This window comes from Halorubrum sp. B52 (assembly GCF_059752555.1).
This window is the reverse complement of record NZ_MWTG01000012.1, coordinates 114,910-139,195: the sequence shown is the minus strand read 5'-3', so window position 1 is coordinate 139,195 and position 24,286 is coordinate 114,910. Positions and strand designations below refer to the sequence as shown.

The following is a 24,286-nucleotide window of genomic DNA, read 5'->3' as shown; positions in this document are numbered from 1 at the left end:
CGAGGGGGGACGCCCCGCTACGAAACGCGTGGATCGGACAGTCGCGATCGCGCGGTACCGCTCGACGGTCGATGACTGCGTGGTCGGATCCTCGATGTCGTCGGTACTCACCTCGTGTTAGGTGTTAACACCTCACGATGTATAAACGGTTCGCCGCTCCTCCCGTCGATCCGGCCGCCGATACGCTTTTGCGACGCCCGCGTCGACCGTCCGACAATGGACGGCGACGACTCGGGACGACGGTCCGTCGGATCGGGCTCGTCTCCCGACGGGGACCGCTCGGCGGGGCCGACCGACGAGGCGGACCGGAGCGTCCCGCCGAACGGCGGTCTCGAGAACCCCGACATCAACGACCTGCTCGCGAAGCTCGACGCCCTGAGCGACACCGTCGACGGGGAGCACGAGCGGGAGAAGGTGCGCCAGACCATCTCGCTGGTCGAGCGAATGCCCGGGAGCTCGGCGTTCAGGACCCGGATCACGAAGTACACCTCGCGGGACATGGCCGAGGCGTTCGTGGGTTCAGTCCTCTTCGCGTTACCCCTGCTCGTCGAGGGGGGCGTCTTCGAGATCGCGGCGTGGTTCGCCGCGGTCACGCCCGGCGGCGTGCCCGTCTTCCTGCTCGTCCACGTGGGGTTCGTGCTGGTCATGACCGCCGGACTGCTGTACTTCGCCGACTTCCGGCAGATCGAGATCAGCCACCCGATCTTCGGGCTCGTTCCGCGGCGCTACGCCGGGATCCTGCTCGTCTCGCTGTTCACCTCCGTGCTCATGATGTTCCTCTGGGGGCGGCTCCACGAGGGCGACCCCGCCGCGCTCGAACTGGTCTCCCGCGTGGCGTTCGTCTGGGCCGGGGCCGCGTTCGGCGCGAGCCTCGGCGACATCCTGCCGGGCGAGTCGCAGGGGGCGGACATCAAGCACCTCGACCTGGACGACATCGACATCGATCTGGATTTCAACCGCGACGACTGACCCGCCGACTCCCCGTCTCGGTCCCCCCTTTCCACACCTTTTTCGCCGCGGCGACCGTACCCGTGTACATGTCAGCGTTACGTGACGCGCTCCGGGACCTCCCGGACGCGGTGTTTGCGGACCTGCTCGAATCAGACGACGGGTACGTCCTCGTCGTCGACCTCCCCGGCGCGACCGCGGAGACGACCGAGGTCCTCGCCGAGGACGGTCGGATCGTCATCGAGGGTCGCCGCGAGAAGGGGGTTCCCGAGGGGTTCCGCTACGTCCGCGAGGACCGCCCCCTGTTCCTCGACGCGGAGCTCCCGCTCCCGGGCGACGCCGACGGGAGCGGCGCGGACGCCGAGATGGACCGGGGGGTGCTCGAGGTCACGATCCCGAAGCGGACCGGGGACGCCTCCCGCACCATCCCCGTCGACGAGGCCGACGAAGGGGGCGAGGCCGACGGTTCCGACGACGAGGCCGACGCCTGACGGGTGGTCACGCTGGTCAACCTTCGCGCCTACTGGCGGTTCTTCGTGGTCCTCCGGCGGTTCTCGCCGCTGATCGTCGCCTACTGGCGGGACCGGAAGCGGTTCCTCCTGTTCGGCGGGGGCCGCGAGGTCGACGCGGAGACCCAGCGCGAGCGCGCCGCGGTGCTCCTCGACATCCTGCTCACGCTCGGCCCGACGTTCATCAAGCTCGGCCAGATCCTCTCGACGCGCCCCGACATCCTCCCGCCGGCGTACATCGACGTGTTGGAGGGACTCCAAGACGACGTGCCGCCGGCCCCGTGGGAGGAGTCGAGGGTCGTCCTCGAGGAGGAATTCGGCCCCGTCGACGAGACGTTCGACGACTTCGACCGCGACCCGATAAGCGGCGCGAGCCTCGGACAGGTGTACACCGCCCGCTACGAGGGAAACGACGTCGCCGTGAAGGTCCGTCGCCCGGGGATCGAGTCGCTCGTCGAGGCCGACCTCCGGACGATCCGCTGGTCGATCCCGATCGTCAAGCGGTTCACCGGGAGCGGGCGGGCGTTCTCGCTGGAGAACCTCGCGGACGAGTTCGCGAAGACGATCCGCGAGGAGATGGACTACGAGCGCGAACGCGAGATGCTCGAGGAGATCCGGGAGAACTTCGCCGGCAACGACCGGATCCGGATCCCCACCGCCTACGAGGCGGTCTCCGGGCCGCGAGTGCTCACGATGGAGTACGTCCCGGGCGTGAAGATCAACCGGCTCGACGAGCTCGACGCGGCGGGGTTCGACCGCAACGCCCTCGCCGAGACGCTCCAGGAGGTGTACCTCCAGATGATCATCGACGACGGCGTGTTCCACGCCGACCCGCACCCCGGGAACCTCGCCGTCGACGACGACGGCACCGTGATATTCTACGACTTCGGCATGGCCGGGCGCGTGGACCCGTTCATCCAGGAGAAGATCGTCGAGTTCTACGTCGCCGTCGCCCGGCAGGACATCGACGCCATCCTCGACACGCTGATCGACATGGGGACGCTCTCGCCCGAGGCGGACCGCGAGGTGATGGGCAACGTGATGGAGCTGGCCATCGCCGACGCCAGCGGCGAGGACATCGAGCAGTACCAGGTGAACCAGATCATCGAGCAGGTGGAGTCGACCATCTACGAGTTCCCCCTCCGGCTCCCGCCGGACCTCGCGCTCGTGTTGCGCGTCGCGACCGTCGTCGAGGGAGTCTGCGTCACGCTCGACCCCGAGTTCGACTTCATCTCGACGGCGACGGAGTACCTCAGGGACGAGGGGTACTACGAGCAGACCGCACGCGATCTCGCCGAGGACGCCGGGAGACAGGTCCAGCGCACCACCGAGTCGCTGTTCACCGTCCCGCCGAAGGCCGACGACTTCCTCGAGCGGGCGAACCGCGGCGACCTCCACGTCGACGTCACGATCGAGGACGACTCGAACGTCCTCGACAAGCTCGCGATGCGGATCGCCTACTCGGTGCTGCTCGCGGTCGGCGTCCTCTCCGCGACGATCCTCTACTCGTTCGCCGACGCGTGGCGGCTCGCCGGCGTCGTCCTCCTGCTCGCGGTCCCGCTCGCGGTCGCGCTCTACCGCTCATTCCGGAAGAAGCGCGGCATCCGGGCCACGCCCCAGTTCACCAGACAGGGGATGAAGCAGCGCCGCGACGACTGATTCGAAGGCCGTCGCTCGCGTCGTCCTCGCCGCCGTCGACGCGCCGAGACCCTTCGCCGGTCAGCCGGAGACGACCTGGATCGGAACGAGGAGGAAACAGAGGGCCCCGAGCGCGAACGTCGCGAGGCCGACGGCGAACCGGGGCCAGCCGATCCGCTCCTCGTCGGCCGGGGTCGCCGGGCCGTTGAAGGCGATCACGAGCGCGAACAGGCCCCAGAACCCCCACAGGCCGACCGACTCGTCGATCCCGAGACCGCGCCAGAAGTAGAGGTACGCGGCGATCGAGAAGAGGGCGCCGGGGACGAGCGCCGCGATCGTCTCCTGTCGCGGGCCGGCCATCGCGCGGACGATGTGGCCCCCGTCGAGCTGGCCGACGGGCAGGAGGTTCAGGAGCGTGAAGAACATCCCGACCCAACCGCCGATCACCACCGGATGCGCCGTGAGCGTCGGGTCCTCGTACCCGGTCGGCTGGCCGACGAGGGCGGCGATGATCTCCAGTAGCGGCGGGTTGTTGAAGCGGATCATCGTCCCGGAGGCGTTCGCGAGCTCCGCCGGAACGCGGATCGGGTCGAGCGAGAGGCCGACGGCGGTGACGACGACGGTGGCGACGAGTCCCGCGATCGGTCCGGCCGCGCCGATGTCGAACAGCACCTTCCGGGAGGGCATCCGCCCGCGCATCCGGATCACCGCCCCGAGCGTGCCGAACGGGAAGACGAACGGGATGACGTACGGGAGCGAGACGCTGACTCCGTGGTACCGACCGGCGGCGTAGTGGCCGAGTTCGTGGGTCATCAGCACGCCGAGCACGGCGGCGGTAAAGGGCCACGCTTGCAGTATCGTCAGCGGGTTCGCGGCGATCTCCTCCCAGCCGACGTAGTACCAGCCGTAGGCGCCGACGAACAGGGTGGTACACACCGTCGCCGCGAACAGGACGACGTTGAGCCACGGAACCCCGTCGCGCCCGCGGTCGAAGGGCGTCGCGACGACGACGTGCCCGTCGCCGTTCGCCTCGAGGTCGACGTCGTAGCCGGCGTCCCGGAACGGGGGGACCAGCTTCCGCAGCAGGGTGCGCTCGGGGACGTACGACTCGCCGACGTACCGGACGCGCCCGTCTTCCCGTCGGATCTCGTCCACCCTGAAGAACGTCCGCAGCGGCTCCGGACGCGGGACGTCGGGGGCCGTCGACGCCTCCCCGTCCTCGTGTTCTGGCATCGTCGGTCGTAACTGGTCGGCGAGTATAAACCCCGCGTCGACCGCGGTGCAGATCGAAGGGCGAGCGCCGCCGACCGACGCGTCGCCGGAGCGGTTCGGTGAACGGTCGGCCCCGGGGGAAGGGGGCCGCGTGGGAGAGGAAGCGGGGACGCGCGAGAGCGCGTGGAATGCCGCCGTCAGGCGGGCTCGTCGGTCCTCGTCAGGCGGGCTCGATGCGCCAGGTCGTCGCGCCCGTGTACGACCACTTCTCGACGGTGAGCTCGGTGGCCGAGTCGCGGAGCTTCACCATCAGGGCGCCGATCTCCTTCGGCGAGAGGTCGACGTCGTCGGCGATGAACTTCCCCTTGAAGTACATCTCGCCGTCCTCGGCGCGGTCGAGCAGGTACCGCTTCAGCCGCTCTTCCTTGCTGAGGTCGTCGGTGGGGTTCGCGTTCGCGGAGGGATTTGCAGTCGCGCTCATGGTACACTCCCCGCTTGTCTCCGGAGGGTGTTATAAAGGTGAGACCGTTGGACGGTGTTCAGTGGCTTTTACGGCGTTTCAGGCCGGGGGCATCGGCTAAAACGTGTCTGACAAACCGTTCACAACGTCTCCAAAACGGCTTAGAAATTTTATAGCGTGTTTTGACGCGCTCTTCTGTTGCTTGCCGATCGAGGGTTTAATCGTCTCGATAGATCGGTAATTCACGGCTTAACCGGGTTATATTGCCGGTAAGTAACGGGTCGCGACTCCACTATCGCCGGTCGCGCGGTCGGTTCGCCGGTAGTCGCGCGGTCGAGATCCGGTCAGCTCCGCGGCCGAGTGCCGGTCAGTCGTGAGGCCGAGTGCCGATCAGTCGTGAGGCCGAGTGTCGGTCAGTCGCGCCGGTGAACCCAGAACTCCTCGGCCTCGGTCGTCTCCTTCTTGAAGATCGGCACCTCGTCTTTCAGCCGATCGATCCCGTCCTCGACGGTGCGGAACGCCTCTCGCCGGTGCCCCGCCAGGACGACGACGAAGACGATGTCCTCGCCCGCCTCGATCACGCCGGTCCGGTGGTGCATCCGGACGTCGAACACGCCGTCGCGCTCGGTCAGCTCCGCCGCGATCGCGTCCATGCGCTCCGCGGCGACACCCTCGTACTTCTCGAAGGCCAGGTGGGTGGTGCGGTCGTCATCGGGCGCGTCCCGCGCCCGGACTCGCCCGGTGAACGTCGCGATCGCGCCCGAGCGGTCCGCGTCCGCGGACGCCTCGACCCGTCGCACGAGCGTCTCGCGCGTGATCCACGGCTCCGCGGCGTCGAGGTCGGCGACGAGGCAATCGAGGTCGACGCCCTCGGGCGCGTCGGCGGCGGCGATAACCGTCCCGGGCACGTCTTCCGGTTCCGCGTCCGCTCCGAGCAGGACCGTCGGTACGCGCAGTCGGGAGTCTCCGACGGCGACGAGGTAGTCGTGGTCGGGCGCGAGCCGGTCGAGGAACGCGTCGAGCCCGTCGACGCGACCGCGGCCGATCCACTCGCCGTCCCCCCCGAGCGTCACCTCGGTGTCGGCGGCGGTCCGGTCCGCCGGCGCCTCGACCGCGACGCCGCCGTCGGTGGCCTCGTCGCTTCCGCCGTTCCCGCCGACATCACCGTCCGTGCGGTTCACGACCGCGATTCGGCCGTCGAGCCGGTCGGTCAGCGCCCCCGCGAGGTCCGCCGCGCCGGGGCCCGCGATCGCTATCGGTTGCATACCGGAGGGCGGAGTGCGAGCGGCTTAGGCGTTTCCCGCCGGGCGCCGAGCGCCCGCGTTCGCTCCCGGGTGACCGCCTCGGGAACCGGGGGCGTCCGGCCTTGATAATCCTTAAGAGCGAGACAGGGGTATGCGACGGTAATGAGAGTCGTCGTTTCTATCGGCGGGAGCGTGCTCGCGCCCGATCTCGACCCCGACCGGGTGGCCGCGTACGCCGAGGCGGTCGAGCACATCGTCGCCGACGGCTGCGAGGTGGGCGTCGTCGTCGGCGGCGGCGGCGTCGCGCGCGACTACATCGAGACGGCGCGCGACCTCGGCGCCAACGAGGTCGAGCTCGACCAGCTCGGCATCGGCACCACCCGGCTCAACGCCCGCCTCCTGATCGCCGCGCTCGACGGGCGCGCGAACCTCTCGCCGGCGACGGGGTACGACGAGGCCGCCGCCGCGCTCCGCCGCGGCGAGGTGTCGGTGATGGGCGGCGTCACCCCCGGACAGACGACCGACGCGGTCGCCGCCGCATTCGCCGAGTCCGTCGACGCCGACCTCCTCGTGTACGCGACGAGCGCGAACGGCGTGTACGACGCCGACCCCAACGTCGACCCGGACGCCACGCAGTTCGGGTCGATGTCGCCGGCGGAGCTCGTCGACGTCGTGCTCCCGATGAGCCGGGACGCCGGCGCCTCCGCCCCCGTGGACCTGCTCGCGGCCAAGCTGATCGACCGGGCGGGAATCCGCGCCGTCGTCCTCGACGGCACGGACCCGGGCGTCGTCGTCGACGCCGTGCTCCGGGGCGACCACACCGGAACCGACGTGGTCCCGACCGACGGCGACGAACCGACCTACTGGACCGGGGGGAGCGACGCGTGAGCGGCGACGACTCACCGCACATCCTCTCCGAGCAGGCCGAGGAGACCGCCGGCTTCCGCGCCTTCTGGGCCGACGTGGTCGCAGACGAGATCGAGGCCCGCGATCCCGACGAGCCGATCGTGATCAAGGGCGGCGTCTCCCCCTCCGGCGTCGCGCACCTCGGCAACTTCAACGAGATCATGCGCGGGTACTTCGTCGCCGCGGTGCTCCGCGAGCGCGGTCACGCGGTCCGGCAGGTGTTCACCTCCGACGACAAGGACCCCCTCCGCAAGCTCCCCCGGAAGCTGGCGAACGCCGACGGCGAGATCGTCGGCCTCGGCGAGGTGGACGCGGGCGCGCTCGGTCGCAACCTCGGGAAGCCGTACACCGCGATCCCCGACCCGTTCGGCGAGCGCGAGTCGTACGCGGCCCACTTCGCCGCCCTCCTGAAGGCGGACGCCGACCGGCTGGGGGTCCCGGTGGAGATGGTGTCGAACACCGAACTGTACGCCGACGGCGACTTCGACGGCGTGACCCGGACGGTGCTCTCCGACCTCGAGGGCGTCCGCGAGGTGCTCTCTCAGTACCAGGACAAGGTCGACGACGAGTACGTCCCGTTCAACCCGATCTGCTCGGAGTGCGGGAAGGTCACGGAGACGGTGACGGCGGTCGACCTCGACGCCGAGACGGTCGACTACATCTGCACCGACATGGAGGTCGGCGACGAGGTGATCGACGGCTGCGGCCACGAGGGGACCGCCACGTTCCGCGAGGGGAAGCTCCCGTGGCGCCTGGAGTGGCCCGGCCAGTGGGAGGTGCTCGGCGTCGACTTCGAGCCGTTCGGCAAGGACCACGCCGAGGGGTCGTGGCCGTCCGGCGTCGACGTCGCGCGGAACGTCCTCGGTATCGAGCCGCCCGTCCCGATGGTGTACGAGTGGTTCACGCTCAACGGGGAGCCGCTCTCCTCGTCGGCGGGCAACGTCGTCACCGTGCCGGAGCTGCTCGACCTGCTCGAGCCCGAGGTGCTCCGGTACTTTTTCGCGCTCCACCCGAAGAAGGCCCGCGACCTCGACGTCGAGCGGCTCGACCAGCTCGTCGACCGGTTCGACCGCTTCGAGCGCGCCTACTTCGGCGAGGTCGACGACGAGGACCTGACCGCCTTCGTCGAGCGCGCCTACCCCTTCGTCGTCGGTCGCGCAGACGACCCGCCGACGGAGAAGCCAGTCCGGCTCCCGTACACGTTCGCGGCCGTCCTCGGGATGGTCGACGACCCCGACTTCCGCGAGCGGCTCGCCCGCGACGAGGGTCACATCCCGGAGGACGCCTCCGAGGAGGTCGTCGCGGCCGCGCTCGCGCGCGTCGAGAAGGCGCGCAACTGGGCCGAGCGCACCGAAAACGAGTACGACTACCGGCTCCAGACCGACCTGCCGGACGCCGCGTTCGACGACGACGTGGCCGCCGCGCTCGACGACCTCGCCGACTTCGTCGCCGCGGGCCACGACGGCGACGCGATCCAGGCGGAGATGTACGAGACGGCCCGCGCCCACGACGTCGACGTCGGCGACTTCTTCGCGGCCGGCTACCGCCTCTTCTTCGACGACACGCAGGGGCCGCGGCTCGGCGAGTTCCTCGGCGAATTAGAGCGCGACTACGTCGTGGCGCGGCTCCGCCGGGAGGCGTAGATGCCCGAGGACCGCTCGCTCGACGAGTTCGCCGGGGGCGCGGACGAGGGGGAAGGCGCGGCCGACGCGGTCGACACTGATGAGGAGGCAGGAGCGGTCGACACCGACGAGGAGCGAGGCGCGGCCGACGCGGACGAGAGGGGGACGACCGACGGCCCCACCGCCGACGCCGAACCGGCGACGCCGACCGCGACGTGGACGACCGGCGGCGCCGCCTGTGACCGATGCGGGGACTCGGTCGCGCGGAGATGGGTCGACGACGGCGCCCTCGTCTGTGCCGCCTGCAAGGAGTGGTGACCCGATCAGATTTAAGACGGCCCGCTCTGTGGTTACTTACGACTGAGACCGTCTGAGGTTTATATACTCTAATATGGAATTTTTCTCGGACCGGATCTACGACCGCTCGCCGCGGGCGCTGGCGGTGAGCTTCCTCTGTGCGGGGGCGCTGCTCGTCCTCGTGGTCGACGTGGCGATCGCCGCCGCCGGCGACGCGACCGCGTGGACCCCCGCTCGCCTCGTGAGCGGCTGGACGGTCGTCGGCGTCTCCTCGCTGTTCTTCCACGGCGCGTTGACCTACCACCGCCGCCGTGCCGAGGCGGCCCGTCGGGAGCTGGAGACGTCGAATCAGCAGCTTCAGGTGTTGAGTCGGGTGTTCAGGCACAACGTTCGCAACGACCTCAACGTCATCCGCGGGTACGCGGACCTGCTCGCAGACCGGGTCGACGACGAGCGGAGCCGCGAGTGCCTGGAGACGATCCGAGAGACGACGGACGACGTGGTCGCGATAAGCGAGAAGCTGCGCGTCATCGAGGAGGCGTCGCCCGACCGCCCCGGAGAGCGGATCGACCTGGTCGAGACGGCGCGGGAGGCGGCCGCGGAGGTGGACGGGTCGGACGTGACGGTCACGATGGAGACGCCCGCGGAGGCGTGGATCCGCGCCGACCGGTCGGTCGAGTACCCGATCCGCGAGGTGTTCGAGAACGCGGTCACGCACAACGACGGCTCGACGCGGCGGGTCGACGCGCGGATCGAGGAGAACGGGACGACCACCAGTCTGGAAGTCAGGGACAACGGCCCGGGGATCCCCGACGACGAGCGGGCGGTGCTGCGCGCGGAACAGGAGACGCCGCTCTCGCACGCGAGCAGCATCGGCCTCTGGCTCGTCAAGTGGATGTGCGAGACGCAGGGGGGGACCGTCGGGTTCGAGACGACCGACGACGGGACGACGGTCCGGCTCCGCTTCGAGTCCGCGGCGGCCGGGGCCGAGGCGAAGACGGAGCGGGCGGAGGGACAGGTCGACGCCGAGGACCGGAAGGACGACGGCGAGCCGCGCCGAGACGGTCCGATCAGTCGAGCTCGGTGATCGTCACGGCGTACACCGCCCCGCAGTTCCCGCATTCGACGTGGACGCCGCGGCTCGTCTGTCCACGGGTGAACTCGGAGATCTCCTCCGAGCACGAGCACTCGAACTGAACTTTCATTGTTCCGAATACGTCGTTCCGGTATTTAAAATACGGCGTCTCGGAATCGATTCTGAGAACCGAGCGCCCCCCGTTCGCCCCGGACGCGACGGCGGCGCGGTCAGTCGTCGTCCACGATCACTTCGACGGGGCCGTCGTCGGCCTCGGCGGCGTCGCCATCGCCGTCGCCGCCGGCCGTGCCGGACTGCGTCTGTTGGTAGTAGAGCCCGCCGGCGACCGCGAGAACGACCCACGACCGCCAGTTCGCGAGGTTCAGCGTGTAGCCGATACCGAACGGCTTCTCCACCAACATCCCCTCGCCGGGCTGCCAGTACGACGACAGCAGCCGGCCGAGGCTCGGCCGCTCGAAGTTGTACGGGATCCCGAGTATCTCTCCCGAGGACGGTTTGTCTGCCATACCGGCACATCGCTCGCCGGGGATATAAATCGTGGCGGGACCGGGACCTCGACGGCGGGTCCTCGCCGCCGCCCGGGGCCGACCGAGCCGACTACCGGTACCGCCCGCGCCCCTCGACCGCCCGCAGCCGGTCGAGGACGTCGCCGTCGCCGACCGCCGCGTAGCCCGCCTCGAACGCTTCGATCAGCGGGTCCGGCGCGGTCGCCGTCGCGCGGACGGACCCCTCGAACACGTGGAGGTCCATCGCGTGGTCCTCGACGTGGCCGGTGTGGTAGGCGAGCCCGAAGTCGATGAGCGTCGCCCGCGCGTCGCCCTCCCCTCGGCGTTCGACCCGGACGTTCCGCGTCGTCGGGTCGCCGTGCACGATCCCTGCCTCGTGGAGCCGCGCGAGGTGACGGCCGACGGCGGTCGTCCACCGCTCGTCGAGGTCGGCGGCGAGGTCGCGGTCGCCGACGTGCTGGAGCGTCAGCGTCGCCGCCGGCACGTCGACGTCGTACACCAGGGGGGTCGGGACGCCGGCCCGCCGCGCCTCGCTCGTCAGCCGCGCCTCGGCGACGGTCCGGTCCCGCCTGAGCGCGCGGTCCAACTCGGTGTGTCGGTACCGCTTGGGCACCCGGCGCTTGATCACGCGGCGGGCGGTGCCCGCGTCGTCGGCGTCTTCGCCCGCTCCGGCCGTCGCGATCTCCACGGTCGCCTCCGCGCCGCGTCGACCGGCGTCGCCGTCGCTCTCCCACCCTCCGTCCTCCCGCTCCCGGTCTCCCCGCCCGCGGGCGACCGACTCGTCGCCGTCGCGCCACGTCACGGGTACCTGGTCCGGCCGGAAGTTCGGGTCGATCGCGGAGTCGGCGATCGACACGGTGTCGCCGGCCGCGGCCATCTTCGCGCCCAGCACGGCGATCATCCCCGCGTTGTCGCGGAGGAACCGCGGCTCGGGCGCGTGGAAGTCGGCGCCGCGGGCCGCACACATCGTCGCCAGCATCTCGCGGAGCCGGTCGTTCTGCGCGACGCCGCCGCCGAGGACGAGCTCGTCGGCGCCGGTCAGCGAGAGCGCCCGCTCCGACACCTCCGTCAGCATCGCGAACACGTGCTCCTGCAGCGAGAAGCAGATCTCCTCGACGGGGACCCCGTCGTCGGACGCGTCGTTGGCGGCGGAGCTGATACCGGAGAAGGAGAAGTCCATCCCCTTGACGACGTACGGGAGGTCCACCAGTTCCGCGTCCGGGTCGCGCTCGGCGGCCGCCTCCGCGGCCGCGGCCTCGACCTTCGGCCCGCCGGGGTGGTCCCAGCCGACGTGGCGCGTGAACTTGTCGATCGCGTTGCCGACGCCGGCGTCCATCGTCTCGCCGAGCACGCGGTAGCGGCCGTCGTGGTAGCCGAGCAGATGCGCGTTCGCCCCGGAGGCGTTCAGACACACCGGGTTCTCGAAGCCGGACCGGTGGCGACCGATCTCCAGGTGCGCCACCATGTGGTTGACGCCGACGAGGGGGACGTCGAGCGTCCCCGCGAGCGCCCGCGCGGCCGTGCCGACGGTGCGGAGACAGGGGCCGAGCCCCGGTCCCTTCGAGAAGGCGACCGCGTCGATCGCGTCCGGGCCGTGCTCGTCCTCGGCGGCGGTCAGGACCGCGTCGACGACCTCGGGGATCGCCTCGGACATGTGCTCGGCGGCCTCGCGCGGGTGAATGCCGCCGCTGTCCGGCTCGTACGGGTTCGATTCGATGAGAACGGAGTCCGTCTCGGCGTCGTACAGCGCGGCGCTCGCGCACCACGCGGTCCCCTCGATGCCGAGAACGCGCATCCGGCGCGGCGTCAGGCCTCTTCGGCGTCCGCGTCGGCCTCGTCGCCGATCTTGTTGCGTTCGAGCATGTGCTCCTGCTCGACGTCGAGCGCGTCCTCGGCGGTGTCGTACACCTTCGCGTAGCCGACCGTCTTGCGCATGCCGAACTTCGTGTCCAGCTCGTGGACGACGACCTCCTCGGAGGCCTTGTCCAGCTTGGCCGCGAGCGAGTCGCGGACCGACAGGCGGGAGGGCGTCGCCTCCTCGTGAGTCGTCTCGAATCGGATGTCCGTGCGGTGCAACATCGGGTTCTCCTCCTCGGAGATGATATCGACGTCCATGGTTCAGTTACGGGTATATCCCCTCGAAAGCTGTAAAAGGATTTCGAAGCGGGGGTGCCGCCGGCGCCGACCGTTCGGCCGTCTCCGCCCGGATCTCACCGATCGTCGTCGGGGAGGCGCCCGAGCGCCTCGTAGGCCGCCTCGACGTCGCCGTCGAGCGCCTCGAACAGCGCCCTCGCCTCCGCGCGGGACTCCGGCGTGACCGCGACCCGGACCATCCCCTCGCCGGGCTGGCCGTAGACGACGCTCGCGCCGTCGGGCGCCGCGAGGATCGCCGGCAGGGCGGCCAGGTCCTCCTCGCCCGTCACCTCGATGATGACCGGTTCGGCCGCGGAGAGCGCCTCGCCGAGCGCCGCGAGCAGCTCCGCCGACAGCGACGCGGCGGGGTTCTCGACGCGCACGCGACGGTCCTCGGCGGCCGCGAGCGCCGACTCGATCTCCGCGTCGACCGCCTCGCGCTCGGTCTTGCCGTCGATCAGCGCGACGTCGGGGACGCGGCCCGCCTCCCGCAGGTGGTACGTGACCACGTCGCCGACGGCGATTACGGGGGCGTCGGCCGCGACTCGCTCGCCGCGGGTCTCCGCCGCGGCCGCGAGCAGCTCGTCGGCGTCAGTCGTCACCGGGCCGAGCGGCTCCTTGAACGCGTCGCGCATGGAGTCTGGAAGGGTGAGCATTGTTGTCTTCATCGCCCGTGTCGGCGTCGCTACCGGACCTTCAGCGCGTACGAGCCGGCCTTCGTGACGTTCATCTCCTCGGCGATCTGGCTCTCCTCGGGTTTCGTGATGATGACGTAGCCCGCCCAGTCCTCCGTCAGCGACGACGACCCGCAGTGCTCGCAGGTCTGCGAGTCGGGGTCGTTGACGTGGTGGCACTCACGGCAGGCGAGGCGGTCCTCGGCCATCAGTCGGCCTCCTCACCGGTCTGCTCGCGGTGAAGCCGCTTCCCCTCCAGCCACTCGTGTTTCCCGAGCCCCGGCTGTTTCGCCGTGAGCCCGATCTTCGAGTCGCGGGGGTTGCGCTCGTCGATGCTCTTCGTCACGACGCGGACCCGGACGGCGTCGTCCACGCCGAGGGTCTTGTCGGAGTCCGAGGAGGCGAGCTGCTGGTTCGCCCCGTCGAACGTGAGGTACTCGTCGGTGATCTGCGAGACGTGGAGCAGGCCGTCCACCGGCCCGATACCGACGAAGGCGCCGAACTCGACGGTCTCGACGACTGTCCCGTCGGCGACCTCCTGCATGTCGGGGTCGTACGTCAGCGCGTCGAACTCGGCCTCGTAGTAGACGCCGGGGCGGTTGTGTAACACCGCTCCCTCGCCGATGTCGTGGACACCGATGACGCTCACCACGCTGCCGACGTCCTCGTCCATTCGTCCTTCCAGTTTGTCCTGCAGCAGGGCTTTCACCCGCTCGTCGGTGACGTCCGCCAGGTGTTTCGGCGGCACCTCGACCGTATCCTTGAGTCGAACTCGTTTGTACATGATTGGTTGTCCGCGTCCGCTAGGGTTCCGTTATCGCCAGTGCGTTCCGACCCCTTAAACCGATTACTGGTGCGCCCGCCTCCAGCACCCGGTTCGCCAGCGGTCGATCGTTGGTGACGACGCCGTCGACCCGGCCCTCGGTGACCAGCTCGACCAGCGCGTCGTCGGCGTACGATTCGTCCGTTTCCACCGTCTCCGCCCGCGCCGCGAGGTCCGCGCCCACGCTCGCCGCGGTCGCTTCCTCGCCGTTCCCGCCCTGCAGCCGGTCGAGCTCCGACGCGACCGCCGTCGGGACGACCGCCTCGTACGCGCCGAGGAGCCGGTCGAGCTCCTCGAACAGCCGCAGGTTCGCCTCGATCGGCGCCATCAGCGCGCTCGCGTCGAGCGCGACGACCGGGGCGCCGTCGGAGCCGTCTCCCGCGAGGCCCTCGGTACGGGCGTCGCCCGCGGAGGCCGATTCCGATCCGTCCGCGCGGGCGTCGTCGGTCACGTTACGAGAGGGTCCCGACGCCGATGAGCCGCCAGCGCGCGCCGACGCGCCGGTTGATCGCGATCTGTGCGCCCTCCTCGGCGCAGACGGGCCGCTTGAGGCTCACCTCGCACTCGCCGTCGCGCGCGCTCGTCACCGCGCCGACCGTCGTCGCGGTGCCGACCGTGAGCATCAGGGGCTCGCCGGTGCTGATCTCCTCGATGTCGCTCTCGCCGCTCTCGTCGTCCTCCTTCCCGACGACGCGGTCGAGGAGGTCGACCTGCATCTCGAACTCGTTGCGGGTCGGCGGGAGGGTGCCGGGCTCGCCGGCGACCTGCCCGGCGAGCGCGTCGCCCTTCGTCAGGCTCGGGTCGAGCCCGGTGCCGACGCCGAGCAGCCCGCCCGGCCGGGCCGACTGCACGTCGTTGCTCCCGGCTTGGAGCGACCGGACCGTGGTCTCGAGCGGCCGCCACTCCGTCTGGCCCTCCTCTTCGACCTCGCGGCCGGGGCGGATCTCCAAGCCGTCGCCGACCGAGAGCTCGCCGCTGACGAGCGAGCCGCCGACGACGCCCCCCTTCAGATCCGCCGCGGTCGCGCCCGGGCGGTTGATGTCGAACGAACGCGCCGCGTACATCCGGGCGTTCTCGCCGGGGTCGCGGTCGGGGGTCGGGATCTCCGTCTCGATCGCGTCGATGAGCAGGTCCATGTTGACCTCCTGCTGGGCCGAGACGGGGACGATCGGCGCGTCCTCCGCGACGGTGCCCTCGACGAACTCCTGGATCTGCCGGTAGTTGTCGACCGCGCGGTCGCGGTCGACGAGGTCGACCTTGTTCTGCGCGATGACGACGTTCTCGATCCCGATGAGGTCGAGCGCCATCAGGTGCTCTTCCGTCTGCGCCTGCGGGACGTCCTCGGTCGCGCTCACGACCAGCACGGCGCCGTCCATGATCGAGGCGCCCGAGAGCATCGTCGCCATCAGCGTCTCGTGGCCGGGCGCGTCGACGAACGAGACCGTCCGGATCGGCTCGCTCTCGGAGCCGTCCTCGCACTCCTCGTCGACGGTGTAACACTCGGGCGCGTCGACGCCGGGACAGCGCCGGAACGTCGCGTCCGCGTACCCCAGCCGGATCGAGATACCGCGTTTCATTTCCTCGCTGTGCTGGTCGGTCCACGAGCCGGACAACGCCTGCACGAGCGTCGTCTTCCCGTGGTCGACGTGACCGACGAGACCGATGTTCACCTCCGGTTGTGTGTTGGCTTCAGTCACTGTTGGACCTCCTAACGGAGTAGTCTTACCGGAAATTCGCCCCGTGCGAGTGATAAAGTTGCTGTTATAGTGGCGCCAGCGGCGTCGACGACGGCGGACGACCGGCCGGGGAGAGCGACGGAACGATAGGGAAACCGTCGAGCGCGGCTGCGACGACTGGTTATAAATGCCCGCGCGGAGCGGTTGCGGTGGTGTTTGGAAGTCGTCACCGCGCCGTCGATGACGTTGACGGGTCGGTCGAAATTCTCAGCGATAGACAGACGTTCGGCTATACAGGAGGTTCCGGATCTGAGTATTATAATTATTAATAGTTATCTTTATCTCTTGAGGGGTCGTAGTAGAAGACGACTATGCCCCTATTCATGGACGTTCACAGAAACGTCGGCGGGAGTGCCAAGGACGTTGCAGAGGCCCATCAGAAGGATCTCGAAACCCAAGAGAAGCACGGAGTGAAATATCTGAACTACTGGGTCGACGAGGACCAAGACGCCGTCTTCTGCCTGTTCGAAGGCCCCAGCAAGGAAGCGGGTGAGACGGTGCACCGCGAAGCCCACGGTCTCACCGCAGAGGAGATCTTCGAGGTCCAGCAGGGGGAGTGACCCGACTGCTGAGATTCCGTCTGATTTTCCGTCTGAAGAACGGGGTTTCGACAGCGCGAAACCGACCATATACGACCGGACGGCCTCGTCGCCGGACGCGTTCGACGCGACTTTACGCCTCACCTGCGTACGCACGCTCGACATGGGATACGCGTGCCCCGTCTGCGAGACCCCCCAGCGCGACGGCGAGCACCTCGCGCACCACCTCGCGTTCACGGCGATGCTCCACGGCGACGACCACGAGGCGTGGCTCGACGACCGCGTCCCCGACTGGAACGACCGCGATCCGGACGGGCTCGCGGCCGAGGTGACGCCCCACGCCGAGACGGCCGAGTACCACGAGGTGTTCGAGGACACCGTCGACCGCGGGCGGCCGGACGTCGACCTCGGGGACCACGACCACGCGGGGCACGGTCACGGCGCTCCCGAAGCTCCCGGCGCGAGGGGCGCCGTCGACGAGTCGGGCGCGACGGACCCGGAGACCGAAGCCGCGCTCCGCGAGGCCCGCGAACTGACGCGGAAGATGTTCGAGGAGGACGACGGCGGCGACGCCGAAGGCGATGACGCCACCGAAGCCGATGGTGACGACCCCGACCCGTCTGCGTAACGGAACGCCCTTTTCAGTCGATACCGAACGCGAGGTATGCACACCAGAGGGACGTTCGCGCCCGAGACCCGCGCCGACGCGCTCGAACGCTACGAGGAGATCGGTCCCGTCGCGCAGGTCGTCGTCCGCGAGGCGACGAAGGCGATGGATTTCGACGCCGACGAGTACGACGAGCGCGTCACGCCCGAGGTGATCCGGACCGCACGAGACGCCACGTTCGCCGAGCTGCTCGCGGTCCACGTCGGCGACGAGGCCGAGTTCGACGCGTGGCTCGCCGACAGCGAGTTCGACGCGGACGACGTCGTCCGGATCGGCTCCGACAACGTCGACAACCTCGTCTGGCACCCGATCCCCTTCGCGGACACCGTGATCGCGGCGACGTTCCAAGAGGAGCCCGACGCGGCCGCCAGCACCCTCCGCCGGAACGCGTTCGGGCGCGTCTACCGCGAGGAGTTCTACGAGTCGGGGCGATAGCGATTCGCGCGTCGGATCGGCGCCGCGGCTCGGTGTTCAGGTAGAATAAAAAAAAAACGAGACGGTGGAGTGCGCGTTTACGCGAGTTCTTCGATGTTCTCGACGACGGCGTCGGCGAACTCGCTGGTGGTGAGCTTCTCGCCGCCTTCGATCTGGCGGTGGAGGTCGTAGGTGACTTTCCCGGAGGAGATGGTCTCTTCGACGGCGTCGCGGACGAGGTCGGCGGCGTCGGACCAGCCGAGGTAGTCGAGCATCTCGCGGCCGGAGAGGATCATCGCGGTGGGGTTCACCTTGTCTTCGCCGGCGTATTTGGGTGCGGAGCCATGGACGGGTTCGGCGAGACAGCGGCCGTGGCCGCGGTTGATGCCGGGGGCGATGCCGAGGCCGCCGATTTGGGCGCCGGCGGCGTCGGACATGTAGTCGCCGTTGAGGTTCATCGTCGCGATGACGGAGTAGTCGTCCGTGCGGGTCAGCAGCTGCTGGAGCATGTTGTCGGCGATGCGGTCCTTGACGACGAGGGTGCCGTCGGGCTGTTCGCCGTCGTGTTCTTCCCAGAGGTGGTCCTCGGTGATGACGTCGTCGCCGTACTCCTCTTCGGCGACCTCGTAGCCCCAGTCGCGGAAGGCGCCCTCGGTGAACTTCATGATGTTCCCTTTGTGGACGAGGGTGACGGAGTCGCGGTCGTTCGCGAGCGCGTAGTCGACCGCCTCGCGGATGAGGCGTTTCGAGCCGAATTCGGAGACGGGCTTGACGCCGATGCCGACGGGGCCGTCGTGGATGATGTCGGTGACGCCCATGTCGTCTTCGACGAACTCGCGTACCTGTTCGGACTCGTCGGTGCCGGCCTCCCACTCGATGCCGGCGTAGACGTCCTCGGTGTTCTCCCGGAAGGTGACCATGTCCATCTTCTCGGGGCTCTTGACGGGCGAGGGGACGCCGTCGATGTAGTAGGTGGGGCGGACGTTGGCGTACAGATCGAGGGTCTTGCGGAGCGCGACGTTGAGCGAGCGGAAGCCGGCGCCGACGGGGGTGGTCAGCGGGCCTTTGATCGCGACGCGGTGGGTGCGGATGGCCGAGACGGTGTCGTCGGGGAGGTTTTCGTCGTACATCTCACGGGCGCTGGCGCCGGCGTAGACGCGCATCCAGGCGATGGAGCGTCCGGTGGCCTCCGCGGCCGCGTCGAGGACCTGCTGTGCGGCCGGCCCGACGTCGGTGCCGATCCCGTCGCCGTGGATGATCGGGATGATGGGGTTGGACGGGACGCTCAGCTCGCCGGTGTCCTCGTCGGCGAGCGTGATCGCCTCGCCGTCGTCGGGGACGTCGACCTTATCGTAGCTCATTATCATGTGGCCAGTCCGCTCGTTCCAACAAAAAGATGCGTGTTTCCGTACCGCTCCAGATCCACTTACTTTTGGCTGTTCGCGGCTGGGACTTCCGTGTCGTCGTTTTCGATGTAGTCGGACGCCGTCTCAGCGGCCACTCGCCCGAATACGGCAGCGTTCGTCAGTCCGGACCCGCCGGGATAGTTGTTATAAAACAGGCCCCCAGTCACATTTCCGGCGGCGAACAGTCCCGGAATAACGCTGTCGCTGGTATCGAGCACCTCCGCGTCCGGTGTGATCGCCACGCCCCCGAACGTGAATGTCATCCCTCCGGTGACCGGGTATCCCGTGTACGGCGGGTCGTCGAGTGGAAGCGCCCAGTTCGACTTCGGTGGATCGATATCCTCCGCTGTGTTGCCGTCCAAGACGTCCGGGTCGTACCTGTCGACAGCTTCGTCGTTGCATGCTTGGTTGAACGTCTCAACTGTCTCGACCGCCTGCTCAGGGTCTTCGATATCAAGCCGTCGGACGAGCGCCTCGACGGAGTCAGCGGTGATGGCCCGTGACGGACCCATGTGGGCTACGTCGTCAACGACCTTGGAGTCGACGATGATAAACGCCTCGTGGTAGGGCTGCTCGAAAATCCGCTGTCCGAACTTGGCGTAGGTGTGCGCTCGTGAGTCCTCCCCTTCATTGACGAACCGCTCGCCGGCGTGATTCAGAATGAGCCCGTATTGATACCCGTCGATACGGGTGATCCCGCCCTCTATGTCAGGGGATCCGACGTCGATGATCGCCATGTGGGCGTCACCCCACTCGCCCTCGGACTTCGCACCGATATCCATCGCCGAATCGATAACTTCACCTGTGTTGTATCGGCTCCCTCGGACCTTCATGTTCCCGTACCCAGGACCGAAGTACCGAGTCCGCTTCTCCTTGCTGGAACCGTAATCGCCCGCGGCGAGCACAACAGCGTTGGCCTCGAATCGGGTACGCCGGCCATCGACAAACCCCTCGACACCAGCGGCGGTTCCGTCGTCGCCCCGGAGGATGTCCTGCACTTCCGCGTCGTATCTCACCTCACCGCCGAGTTCTTCGAACTGGTCGACAAGCTGGTCGATCATCCGCTCTCCATCGAGCCAAACACGACCAGCAGTGTAGCCTGGGTGGGGAGCTTGATACTCCCAGTCAACTCCTATTTCCGTGAGCCACTCGAACGTTTCTGCCGCCTCCTCTGTCACGGTTTGAGCCAGATCCTCGTCGGCCATGTAGTTCGCTGTCTTCATCAAATCTGAATAGAAATCAGCGGCGGTGTAATCCTCGACATTGAACCCAACGTCCAAGTCGATATCGGCCGTCGGAAGACGGAACGACTCCGTGAAACGTGTGTGACCTCCACGACGCTCCTTTGGTGACTTCTCGAGGATCAAGACCGGAATATTACGCTCTGCCAGACGGATCCCGGCCGAGAGTCCCGCGATTCCACAGCCGACGACAACCGCATCGTACTCGTGGGACGACATATTTGTGGTACTCCCGAGTATGTGGAAGCCAAGCGCGGTTAGTGATTCGGCTGAATATGTTCGGGATTCATCGCTAATTCACGGAAATTTTTCCAATTGTGCCGTCTACACTCAGACACGCTCCGGCAACGATTCCCTCACACGGACCCCCGCATCGGGTCGAGCGTATACTGTATCAACGTCTCGATTACTGTTCTGCAAGCTCTCATTCTCTATCTTATGGCGTGGTACGTTGCAAATTTTCGGACTCGATTCGTGGTGAACCACCCGCCAACAGGTCGATTTTGAGAACGTCGAGAAAGCGATGACGAGTAATTCAGTCGTTTGCGTGTCTCGGTGAGCACGCAAATAGCGAAGGCGATCTGCTCGTCGAACGCTAACGTGCCAATCGGGAATAAAAGAGTACGTGGAACGGATGTGTCTCCAGTCAGGTGTGTCTGGCGACCAGTTGCTGGAGTTTCGGCCCAACGAACGGACCGAGTAGAACGACGAGGATTGCGATAACTAACATCAACGAGAGCGGCTTGCTGATGAAGATATTGAGTGAACCGCCGGAGAGATGCAGCGACCGGATGAGGTTCTGCTCGGCAATCGGTCCGAGGACGATTCCCAAGACGAACGCGACCATTGAGAAGTTGTGCTTGCGCATGTAGTAGCCGATGAATCCCAGTGCGAGGATCGTGAAGACGTCGACCCAGTTGTTCCGGAGCGCTAGGGCGCCGAGTGTCGCGAGTACGAGGATAATCGGGATGATGTAATTGGTGTCTATCTGCGTCACGTAGCTGAGCTTCGTGATAACGGTGAGGCCCAACACGAGGATGACAATGTTCCCCACAAACAGCGCGATGAACAAACTGTACGTCTGAGGCAGTTGGCTGGTGAACAGGTCCGGACCGGGAATGAGTCCGTGCATGATGAGCCCTCCGAGTAGGACTGCGGTCGAACCGCTCCCGGGGATCCCGAACGAGAGCGTCGGAATGAGTGAGCCGCCGACGGTTCCGTTATTCGATGCTTCTGAGGAGATAACGCCTTCAGGGTTCCCGTTACCGAATTCCTCAGCGTTTTCCGAGGTTCGCATTGCTTCACCGTATGCGAGGAAGTTAGACACCGAGGCCCCTGAGCCCGGTATTGCGCCAATACCCATCCCGATGAATGCCGACTTCACTACCGTGACCGGGTGTCGAATAGTCTCTCTGATTCCTTCTCGAAGACTCCCGCTGATGGAGATGTCGGCGTCCGCAATTTCCGTCTGATCACGAGCGAGTATCAGCATCTCCGTCACGGCGAACAGCCCGATCAACGCCGCGACGTATGACAACCCGTCTCGGATCGCGAACCAACCGAACGTGTACCGGAGTGTGGGTTGGACAGGTGCGATCCCAATGGTGGTCAATAGAAGTCCAAACATCCCCGCAACGAGCCCTTTTACCATCGATCCCTGCGAAACGATGGTAATCATTGAAAGGCCCAACAGCGCGATGAGGAAGTACTCGGGCGATCCGAAAAGCAGGACAATCTCAACGAGCACGGGAGAGATAATAAACAGCGCAATGATGGTGAACAGCCCACCGATCGACGAAGCAACGGCTGACATCGCAAGAGCGTTTTTTGCTTTTCCCTGTTTGGACATCGGGTAGCCGTCGAATGTCGTTGCTGCTGCCGCTGCGGTTCCGGGAACGTTGAGGAGGATTGCGGCGATACTACCTCCGTACATCGCGCCGCTATAGATGCTCACGAGGAGAATGATCGCACTGATACCGTCGAGGGGAAGCGTCAGTGGGAGGATAATGGCCATCCCGAGAGAGGAACCGATGCCTGGAAGTGACCCGAAGAAGATACCGAGGAGCAGTCCGAGTAACATCAGGCCGACGGTGGGCCACCCAAATGCGATGCCAACTGCCTCATAGAGGGCGCTAACGGTCGCCATCTACACCACCCCCCCTACTCCGATCTGAAGCAGATCGCCGACGTATATTCCGCGATCAACCGGAACGATCAGCACGGTAGAGAACGCGTAGGCGAGGAGTGTTCCGATCCCAGTCAAGAACGCGATCATGTACCACGGCTGATCGAACCACGCGGTGTATGCGATCACGAACAGCGGCGTCATCAGGAACATCGAGAACAGGTAGCTCAAACCGATATACAGCGTAATGAGGACCGCAGTGAATACGGCAGGAGAGAGTGGCCGGTCGGGGATATTCGCTGTCGTCTCGGCTACGGATTGTTCCTCGCTTTTTTTCTCCTGTATCTCGTCCGTCTCTCGACTCCCGCCGACAATTGAAGTCGAACCGGCCACGACGGCGTGGAGCGGCTCCGGCAGGTAATCCCGGATCAAAAGCAGAACTGACCCGATCAGCGTGGCCACTCCTGTGAACCGTGGGAAGATCGCCGTCGTTTGGCCCCACTGGAAGGTCTGAATGACCATGAAGCCGGAAACGACTATCAGAAATCCAAGAAGGACCTGTTCACTGTCCAAATCGTCGAGTTGCTGTTGTACCATGTTAGGTTGTGACATTCTTTCGGGGTTTTATGTAGTTTTCGTCCGGCCTCGAGAGCCGTAGCCGCTCGGACTGTTTCATCGATATCTGCTGACTAATCGCAGTCGGTTTATCGCACGATCTCAAAAAGCTAATCAATGAAACAAGCGGAGGGTGATTAGCTTGTTTCTTCCCGCATCGCCTCGAGGTCCACGTTCTCGGGGATCTGCTCGAAGGCGTCCTGAAGCACCTGATCGGCGAATTCGGGTGGATTATACTCAATGATGTTGCCGGTCTCCTCGGACCACGACTGGACCGGCTCCGTCTGGAGCGCCTCCTCGACGGCGTTCGACACCGTCTGAACCCGCGAATCTGGCGTCTCGCCCGGCATCCACATACAGCGGGTGAGCTGACCGACGTAATCGATGTTGGGGAATCCCTGGTCCGTCACCGACTGCACGTCGGGGAAGACGTTGCTCCCTTGGCTAGACAGGACCGCAATCACATCGACGCGGTCGTCCGAAGCCGCGCTGAGACCGGACGCGTCGGTGGTGATGCCTACCGGTACCTCGCCCGACGCGACGGCTTGGACCAGCGGTCCACCACCGTCGTAACCGATGTAATTCTGCCAGCCCACGCCGTATTCGTCGTTGTTCTTCATGATCTCCGCGATGACATTGACGATGCCACCACGCTGTTGGCCACCGAAGTTGGTAATGTCACCGCTGCCGTACGCCTCGATGGCAGCTGAGAGATCACTGAATCCTTGGTCGGGATTCGCGTATACGACGTACGGCGTCCGGGCGTATCCGGCCACTCCGCGGAGATCCGTCAGTTCCCAGTCATCCGCCGGGTTCAACATGTAAGAGACCGGTGTCGACGGCGGGTTGAATCCGCCGAAAGTGTAGCCGTCCGGATCGGCACGGACCATCTGCCCCGCGCCGCGAAGCGACGCCGAACCCGGAACGTTGTTAATCTGGATCGGAACGCCGAGTATCTCCGACACCTCCGGCATGATCGTTCGGGCGTACGTGTCAGTACCGCCGCCCTCGCTGAAGGGAACGATGTACTCGAGCCGCTGATCCGGGTAACTATCACCGCCGTCGCTACCGTCGCTACCGTCACTACCGTCGCTGCCGTCACTACCGTCGCTACCGTCACTACCGTCGCTGCCGTCGCTGCCGTCGCCGCCGTCACCGCCGTTGCCCGAACATCCGGCGATGCCAGCTATTGAGACAGTCGATGCTCCACCCGTATATCGCAGGAGTGTCCTGCGAGACATGCGGTCATTTGTCATAGTCGACCCAGAAGATTAGTGTATGGAATCATATTTAATTGTTTCCATAACCCATCCGTCAGGATGATCGAAACGAACCGATTTGGGTAATATCGATACTGTAGGTGCGCGATCGCTCCCGAGTCAGGTAATAACGGAATCCCTGCAATCGGGATGAATCCTACTCGGACAGTAACCGCTCGGTGAATGACCTGCTCCATCACCTTTATCAGACCCTAT

At 66.6% G+C, this 24,286-nt stretch carries 27 protein-coding genes; 10 read left to right on the top strand and 17 right to left on the bottom strand.

Features of this window, described 5'->3' with window-relative positions; all coding sequences use genetic code 11:
- Positions 1-216 precede the first annotated feature (216 nt).
- The 3 genes from B4V04_RS16450 to B4V04_RS16440 all read left to right on the top strand — a co-directional run bounded on the left by B4V04_RS16450 (position 217) and on the right by B4V04_RS16440 (position 3,116).
- The gene (locus tag B4V04_RS16450) at positions 217-969 is read left to right on the top strand and encodes a DUF2391 domain-containing protein (RefSeq protein WP_498232785.1); all 753 of its coding nucleotides are present in this window, start codon (positions 217-219) and stop codon (positions 967-969) included.
- A gap of 68 nt (positions 970-1,037) precedes the next feature.
- Positions 1,038-1,439 (top strand): Hsp20/alpha crystallin family protein, encoded by a 402-nt coding sequence (locus tag B4V04_RS16445; RefSeq protein ID WP_498232784.1) that lies wholly within the window; start codon positions 1,038-1,040, stop codon positions 1,437-1,439.
- Positions 1,440-1,442: 3 nt separating this feature from the next.
- Positions 1,443-3,116: an ABC1 kinase family protein gene (locus B4V04_RS16440; protein ID WP_498232783.1), complete on the top strand. Its 1,674-nt coding sequence runs from the start codon at positions 1,443-1,445 to the stop codon at positions 3,114-3,116.
- Positions 3,117-3,176: 60 nt separating this feature from the next.
- Here B4V04_RS16440 and B4V04_RS16435 read toward each other — a convergent pair whose 3' ends face one another.
- The 3 genes from B4V04_RS16435 to B4V04_RS16425 form a co-directional block, all read right to left on the bottom strand.
- On the bottom strand, positions 3,177-4,328 hold the full coding sequence (locus B4V04_RS16435) for a site-2 protease family protein (protein WP_498232782.1): 1,152 nt from the start codon (positions 4,326-4,328) through the stop codon (positions 3,177-3,179).
- Positions 4,329-4,527: 199 nt separating this feature from the next.
- The gene (locus B4V04_RS16430) at positions 4,528-4,788 is read right to left on the bottom strand and encodes a DUF7123 family protein (RefSeq protein WP_123113226.1); all 261 of its coding nucleotides are present in this window, start codon (positions 4,786-4,788) and stop codon (positions 4,528-4,530) included.
- A gap of 392 nt (positions 4,789-5,180) precedes the next feature.
- Entirely contained in the window at positions 5,181-6,032 is an 852-nt protein-coding gene (locus tag B4V04_RS16425) for a molybdopterin synthase (protein WP_498232781.1), read from the bottom strand.
- Between the two features lie 141 nt (positions 6,033-6,173).
- Between B4V04_RS16425 and pyrH the strand changes: the two genes are divergently transcribed.
- From pyrH to B4V04_RS16405, 4 genes are all read left to right on the top strand, one after another.
- Positions 6,174-6,899: a UMP kinase gene (gene pyrH, locus B4V04_RS16420; RefSeq protein ID WP_498232780.1), complete on the top strand. Its 726-nt coding sequence runs from the start codon at positions 6,174-6,176 to the stop codon at positions 6,897-6,899.
- Entirely contained in the window at positions 6,896-8,560 is a 1,665-nt protein-coding gene (gene lysS / locus B4V04_RS16415) for a lysine--tRNA ligase (RefSeq protein WP_498232779.1), read from the top strand. The genes pyrH and lysS overlap by 4 nt, the downstream gene beginning before the upstream one ends.
- Positions 8,561-8,857, top strand: coding sequence for a DUF7573 domain-containing protein (locus B4V04_RS16410; RefSeq protein ID WP_498232778.1), 297 nt, complete (start codon positions 8,561-8,563; stop codon positions 8,855-8,857).
- 73 nt (positions 8,858-8,930) lie between these two features.
- Entirely contained in the window at positions 8,931-9,923 is a 993-nt protein-coding gene (locus tag B4V04_RS16405; RefSeq protein WP_498232777.1) for a sensor histidine kinase, read from the top strand.
- Here B4V04_RS16405 and B4V04_RS16400 read toward each other — a convergent pair.
- The 9 genes from B4V04_RS16400 to B4V04_RS16360 all read right to left on the bottom strand — a co-directional run bounded on the left by B4V04_RS16400 (position 9,907) and on the right by B4V04_RS16360 (position 15,765).
- On the bottom strand, positions 9,907-10,041 hold the full coding sequence (locus B4V04_RS16400) for a hypothetical protein (RefSeq protein WP_004047153.1): 135 nt from the start codon (positions 10,039-10,041) through the stop codon (positions 9,907-9,909). The two genes, B4V04_RS16405 and B4V04_RS16400, sit on opposite strands and share 17 nt — an antisense overlap.
- 100 nt (positions 10,042-10,141) lie before the next feature.
- Positions 10,142-10,438: a DUF5808 domain-containing protein gene (locus tag B4V04_RS16395; protein WP_498232776.1), complete on the bottom strand. Its 297-nt coding sequence runs from the start codon at positions 10,436-10,438 to the stop codon at positions 10,142-10,144.
- A gap of 91 nt (positions 10,439-10,529) precedes the next feature.
- Complete coding sequence (locus B4V04_RS16390; RefSeq protein ID WP_498232775.1) at positions 10,530-12,233, bottom strand: bifunctional N(6)-L-threonylcarbamoyladenine synthase/serine/threonine protein kinase; 1,704 nt, start codon at positions 12,231-12,233, stop codon at positions 10,530-10,532.
- 11 nt (positions 12,234-12,244) lie between these two features.
- Positions 12,245-12,553, bottom strand: coding sequence for a 30S ribosomal protein S24e (locus tag B4V04_RS16385; protein ID WP_498232774.1), 309 nt, complete (start codon positions 12,551-12,553; stop codon positions 12,245-12,247).
- 95 nt (positions 12,554-12,648) lie between these two features.
- Positions 12,649-13,227: a GTP-dependent dephospho-CoA kinase family protein gene (locus B4V04_RS16380; protein WP_498232829.1), complete on the bottom strand. Its 579-nt coding sequence runs from the start codon at positions 13,225-13,227 to the stop codon at positions 12,649-12,651.
- A gap of 29 nt (positions 13,228-13,256) precedes the next feature.
- Positions 13,257-13,454, bottom strand: a complete 198-nt coding sequence (gene spt4, locus B4V04_RS16375; protein ID WP_008001262.1) for a transcription elongation factor subunit Spt4 — start codon at positions 13,452-13,454, stop codon at positions 13,257-13,259.
- Positions 13,454-14,029, bottom strand: a complete 576-nt coding sequence (locus tag B4V04_RS16370) for a DNA-directed RNA polymerase (protein ID WP_498232773.1) — start codon at positions 14,027-14,029, stop codon at positions 13,454-13,456. The genes spt4 and B4V04_RS16370 overlap by 1 nt, the downstream gene beginning before the upstream one ends.
- A gap of 19 nt (positions 14,030-14,048) precedes the next feature.
- Positions 14,049-14,519, bottom strand: a complete 471-nt coding sequence (locus B4V04_RS16365) for a type II toxin-antitoxin system VapC family toxin (protein WP_498232772.1) — start codon at positions 14,517-14,519, stop codon at positions 14,049-14,051.
- Position 14,520: 1 nt separating this feature from the next.
- Positions 14,521-15,765, bottom strand: a complete 1,245-nt coding sequence (locus B4V04_RS16360; RefSeq protein WP_498232771.1) for a translation initiation factor IF-2 subunit gamma — start codon at positions 15,763-15,765, stop codon at positions 14,521-14,523.
- 362 nt (positions 15,766-16,127) lie between these two features.
- On the opposite strand from B4V04_RS16360, the gene B4V04_RS16355 reads away from it, so the two are divergent.
- The 3 genes from B4V04_RS16355 to B4V04_RS16345 all read left to right on the top strand — a co-directional run bounded on the left by B4V04_RS16355 (position 16,128) and on the right by B4V04_RS16345 (position 17,445).
- Positions 16,128-16,364, top strand: coding sequence for a DUF4242 domain-containing protein (locus B4V04_RS16355; RefSeq protein WP_498232770.1), 237 nt, complete (start codon positions 16,128-16,130; stop codon positions 16,362-16,364).
- A 142-nt stretch (positions 16,365-16,506) separates the two neighbouring features.
- Positions 16,507-16,971, top strand: a complete 465-nt coding sequence (locus B4V04_RS16350; protein ID WP_498232769.1) for a DUF5810 domain-containing protein — start codon at positions 16,507-16,509, stop codon at positions 16,969-16,971.
- 36 nt (positions 16,972-17,007) lie between these two features.
- Entirely contained in the window at positions 17,008-17,445 is a 438-nt protein-coding gene (locus tag B4V04_RS16345) for a DUF5809 family protein (RefSeq protein ID WP_498232768.1), read from the top strand.
- A gap of 77 nt (positions 17,446-17,522) precedes the next feature.
- Here B4V04_RS16345 and icd read toward each other — a convergent pair whose 3' ends face one another.
- The 5 genes from icd to B4V04_RS16320 all read right to left on the bottom strand — a co-directional run bounded on the left by icd (position 17,523) and on the right by B4V04_RS16320 (position 24,052).
- The gene (gene icd, locus B4V04_RS16340) at positions 17,523-18,785 is read right to left on the bottom strand and encodes an isocitrate dehydrogenase (NADP(+)) (RefSeq protein ID WP_498232767.1); all 1,263 of its coding nucleotides are present in this window, start codon (positions 18,783-18,785) and stop codon (positions 17,523-17,525) included.
- Positions 18,786-18,850: 65 nt separating this feature from the next.
- Positions 18,851-20,290 (bottom strand): FAD-dependent tricarballylate dehydrogenase TcuA, encoded by a 1,440-nt coding sequence (gene tcuA, locus B4V04_RS16335; protein ID WP_498232766.1) that lies wholly within the window; start codon positions 20,288-20,290, stop codon positions 18,851-18,853.
- A gap of 427 nt (positions 20,291-20,717) precedes the next feature.
- Positions 20,718-22,217, bottom strand: coding sequence for a tripartite tricarboxylate transporter permease (locus B4V04_RS16330; protein WP_498232765.1), 1,500 nt, complete (start codon positions 22,215-22,217; stop codon positions 20,718-20,720).
- Positions 22,218-22,793, bottom strand: a complete 576-nt coding sequence (locus tag B4V04_RS16325) for a tripartite tricarboxylate transporter TctB family protein (RefSeq protein WP_498232764.1) — start codon at positions 22,791-22,793, stop codon at positions 22,218-22,220.
- A gap of 155 nt (positions 22,794-22,948) precedes the next feature.
- Positions 22,949-24,052 (bottom strand): Bug family tripartite tricarboxylate transporter substrate binding protein, encoded by a 1,104-nt coding sequence (locus B4V04_RS16320; protein WP_498232763.1) that lies wholly within the window; start codon positions 24,050-24,052, stop codon positions 22,949-22,951.
- Positions 24,053-24,286 lie beyond the last annotated feature (234 nt).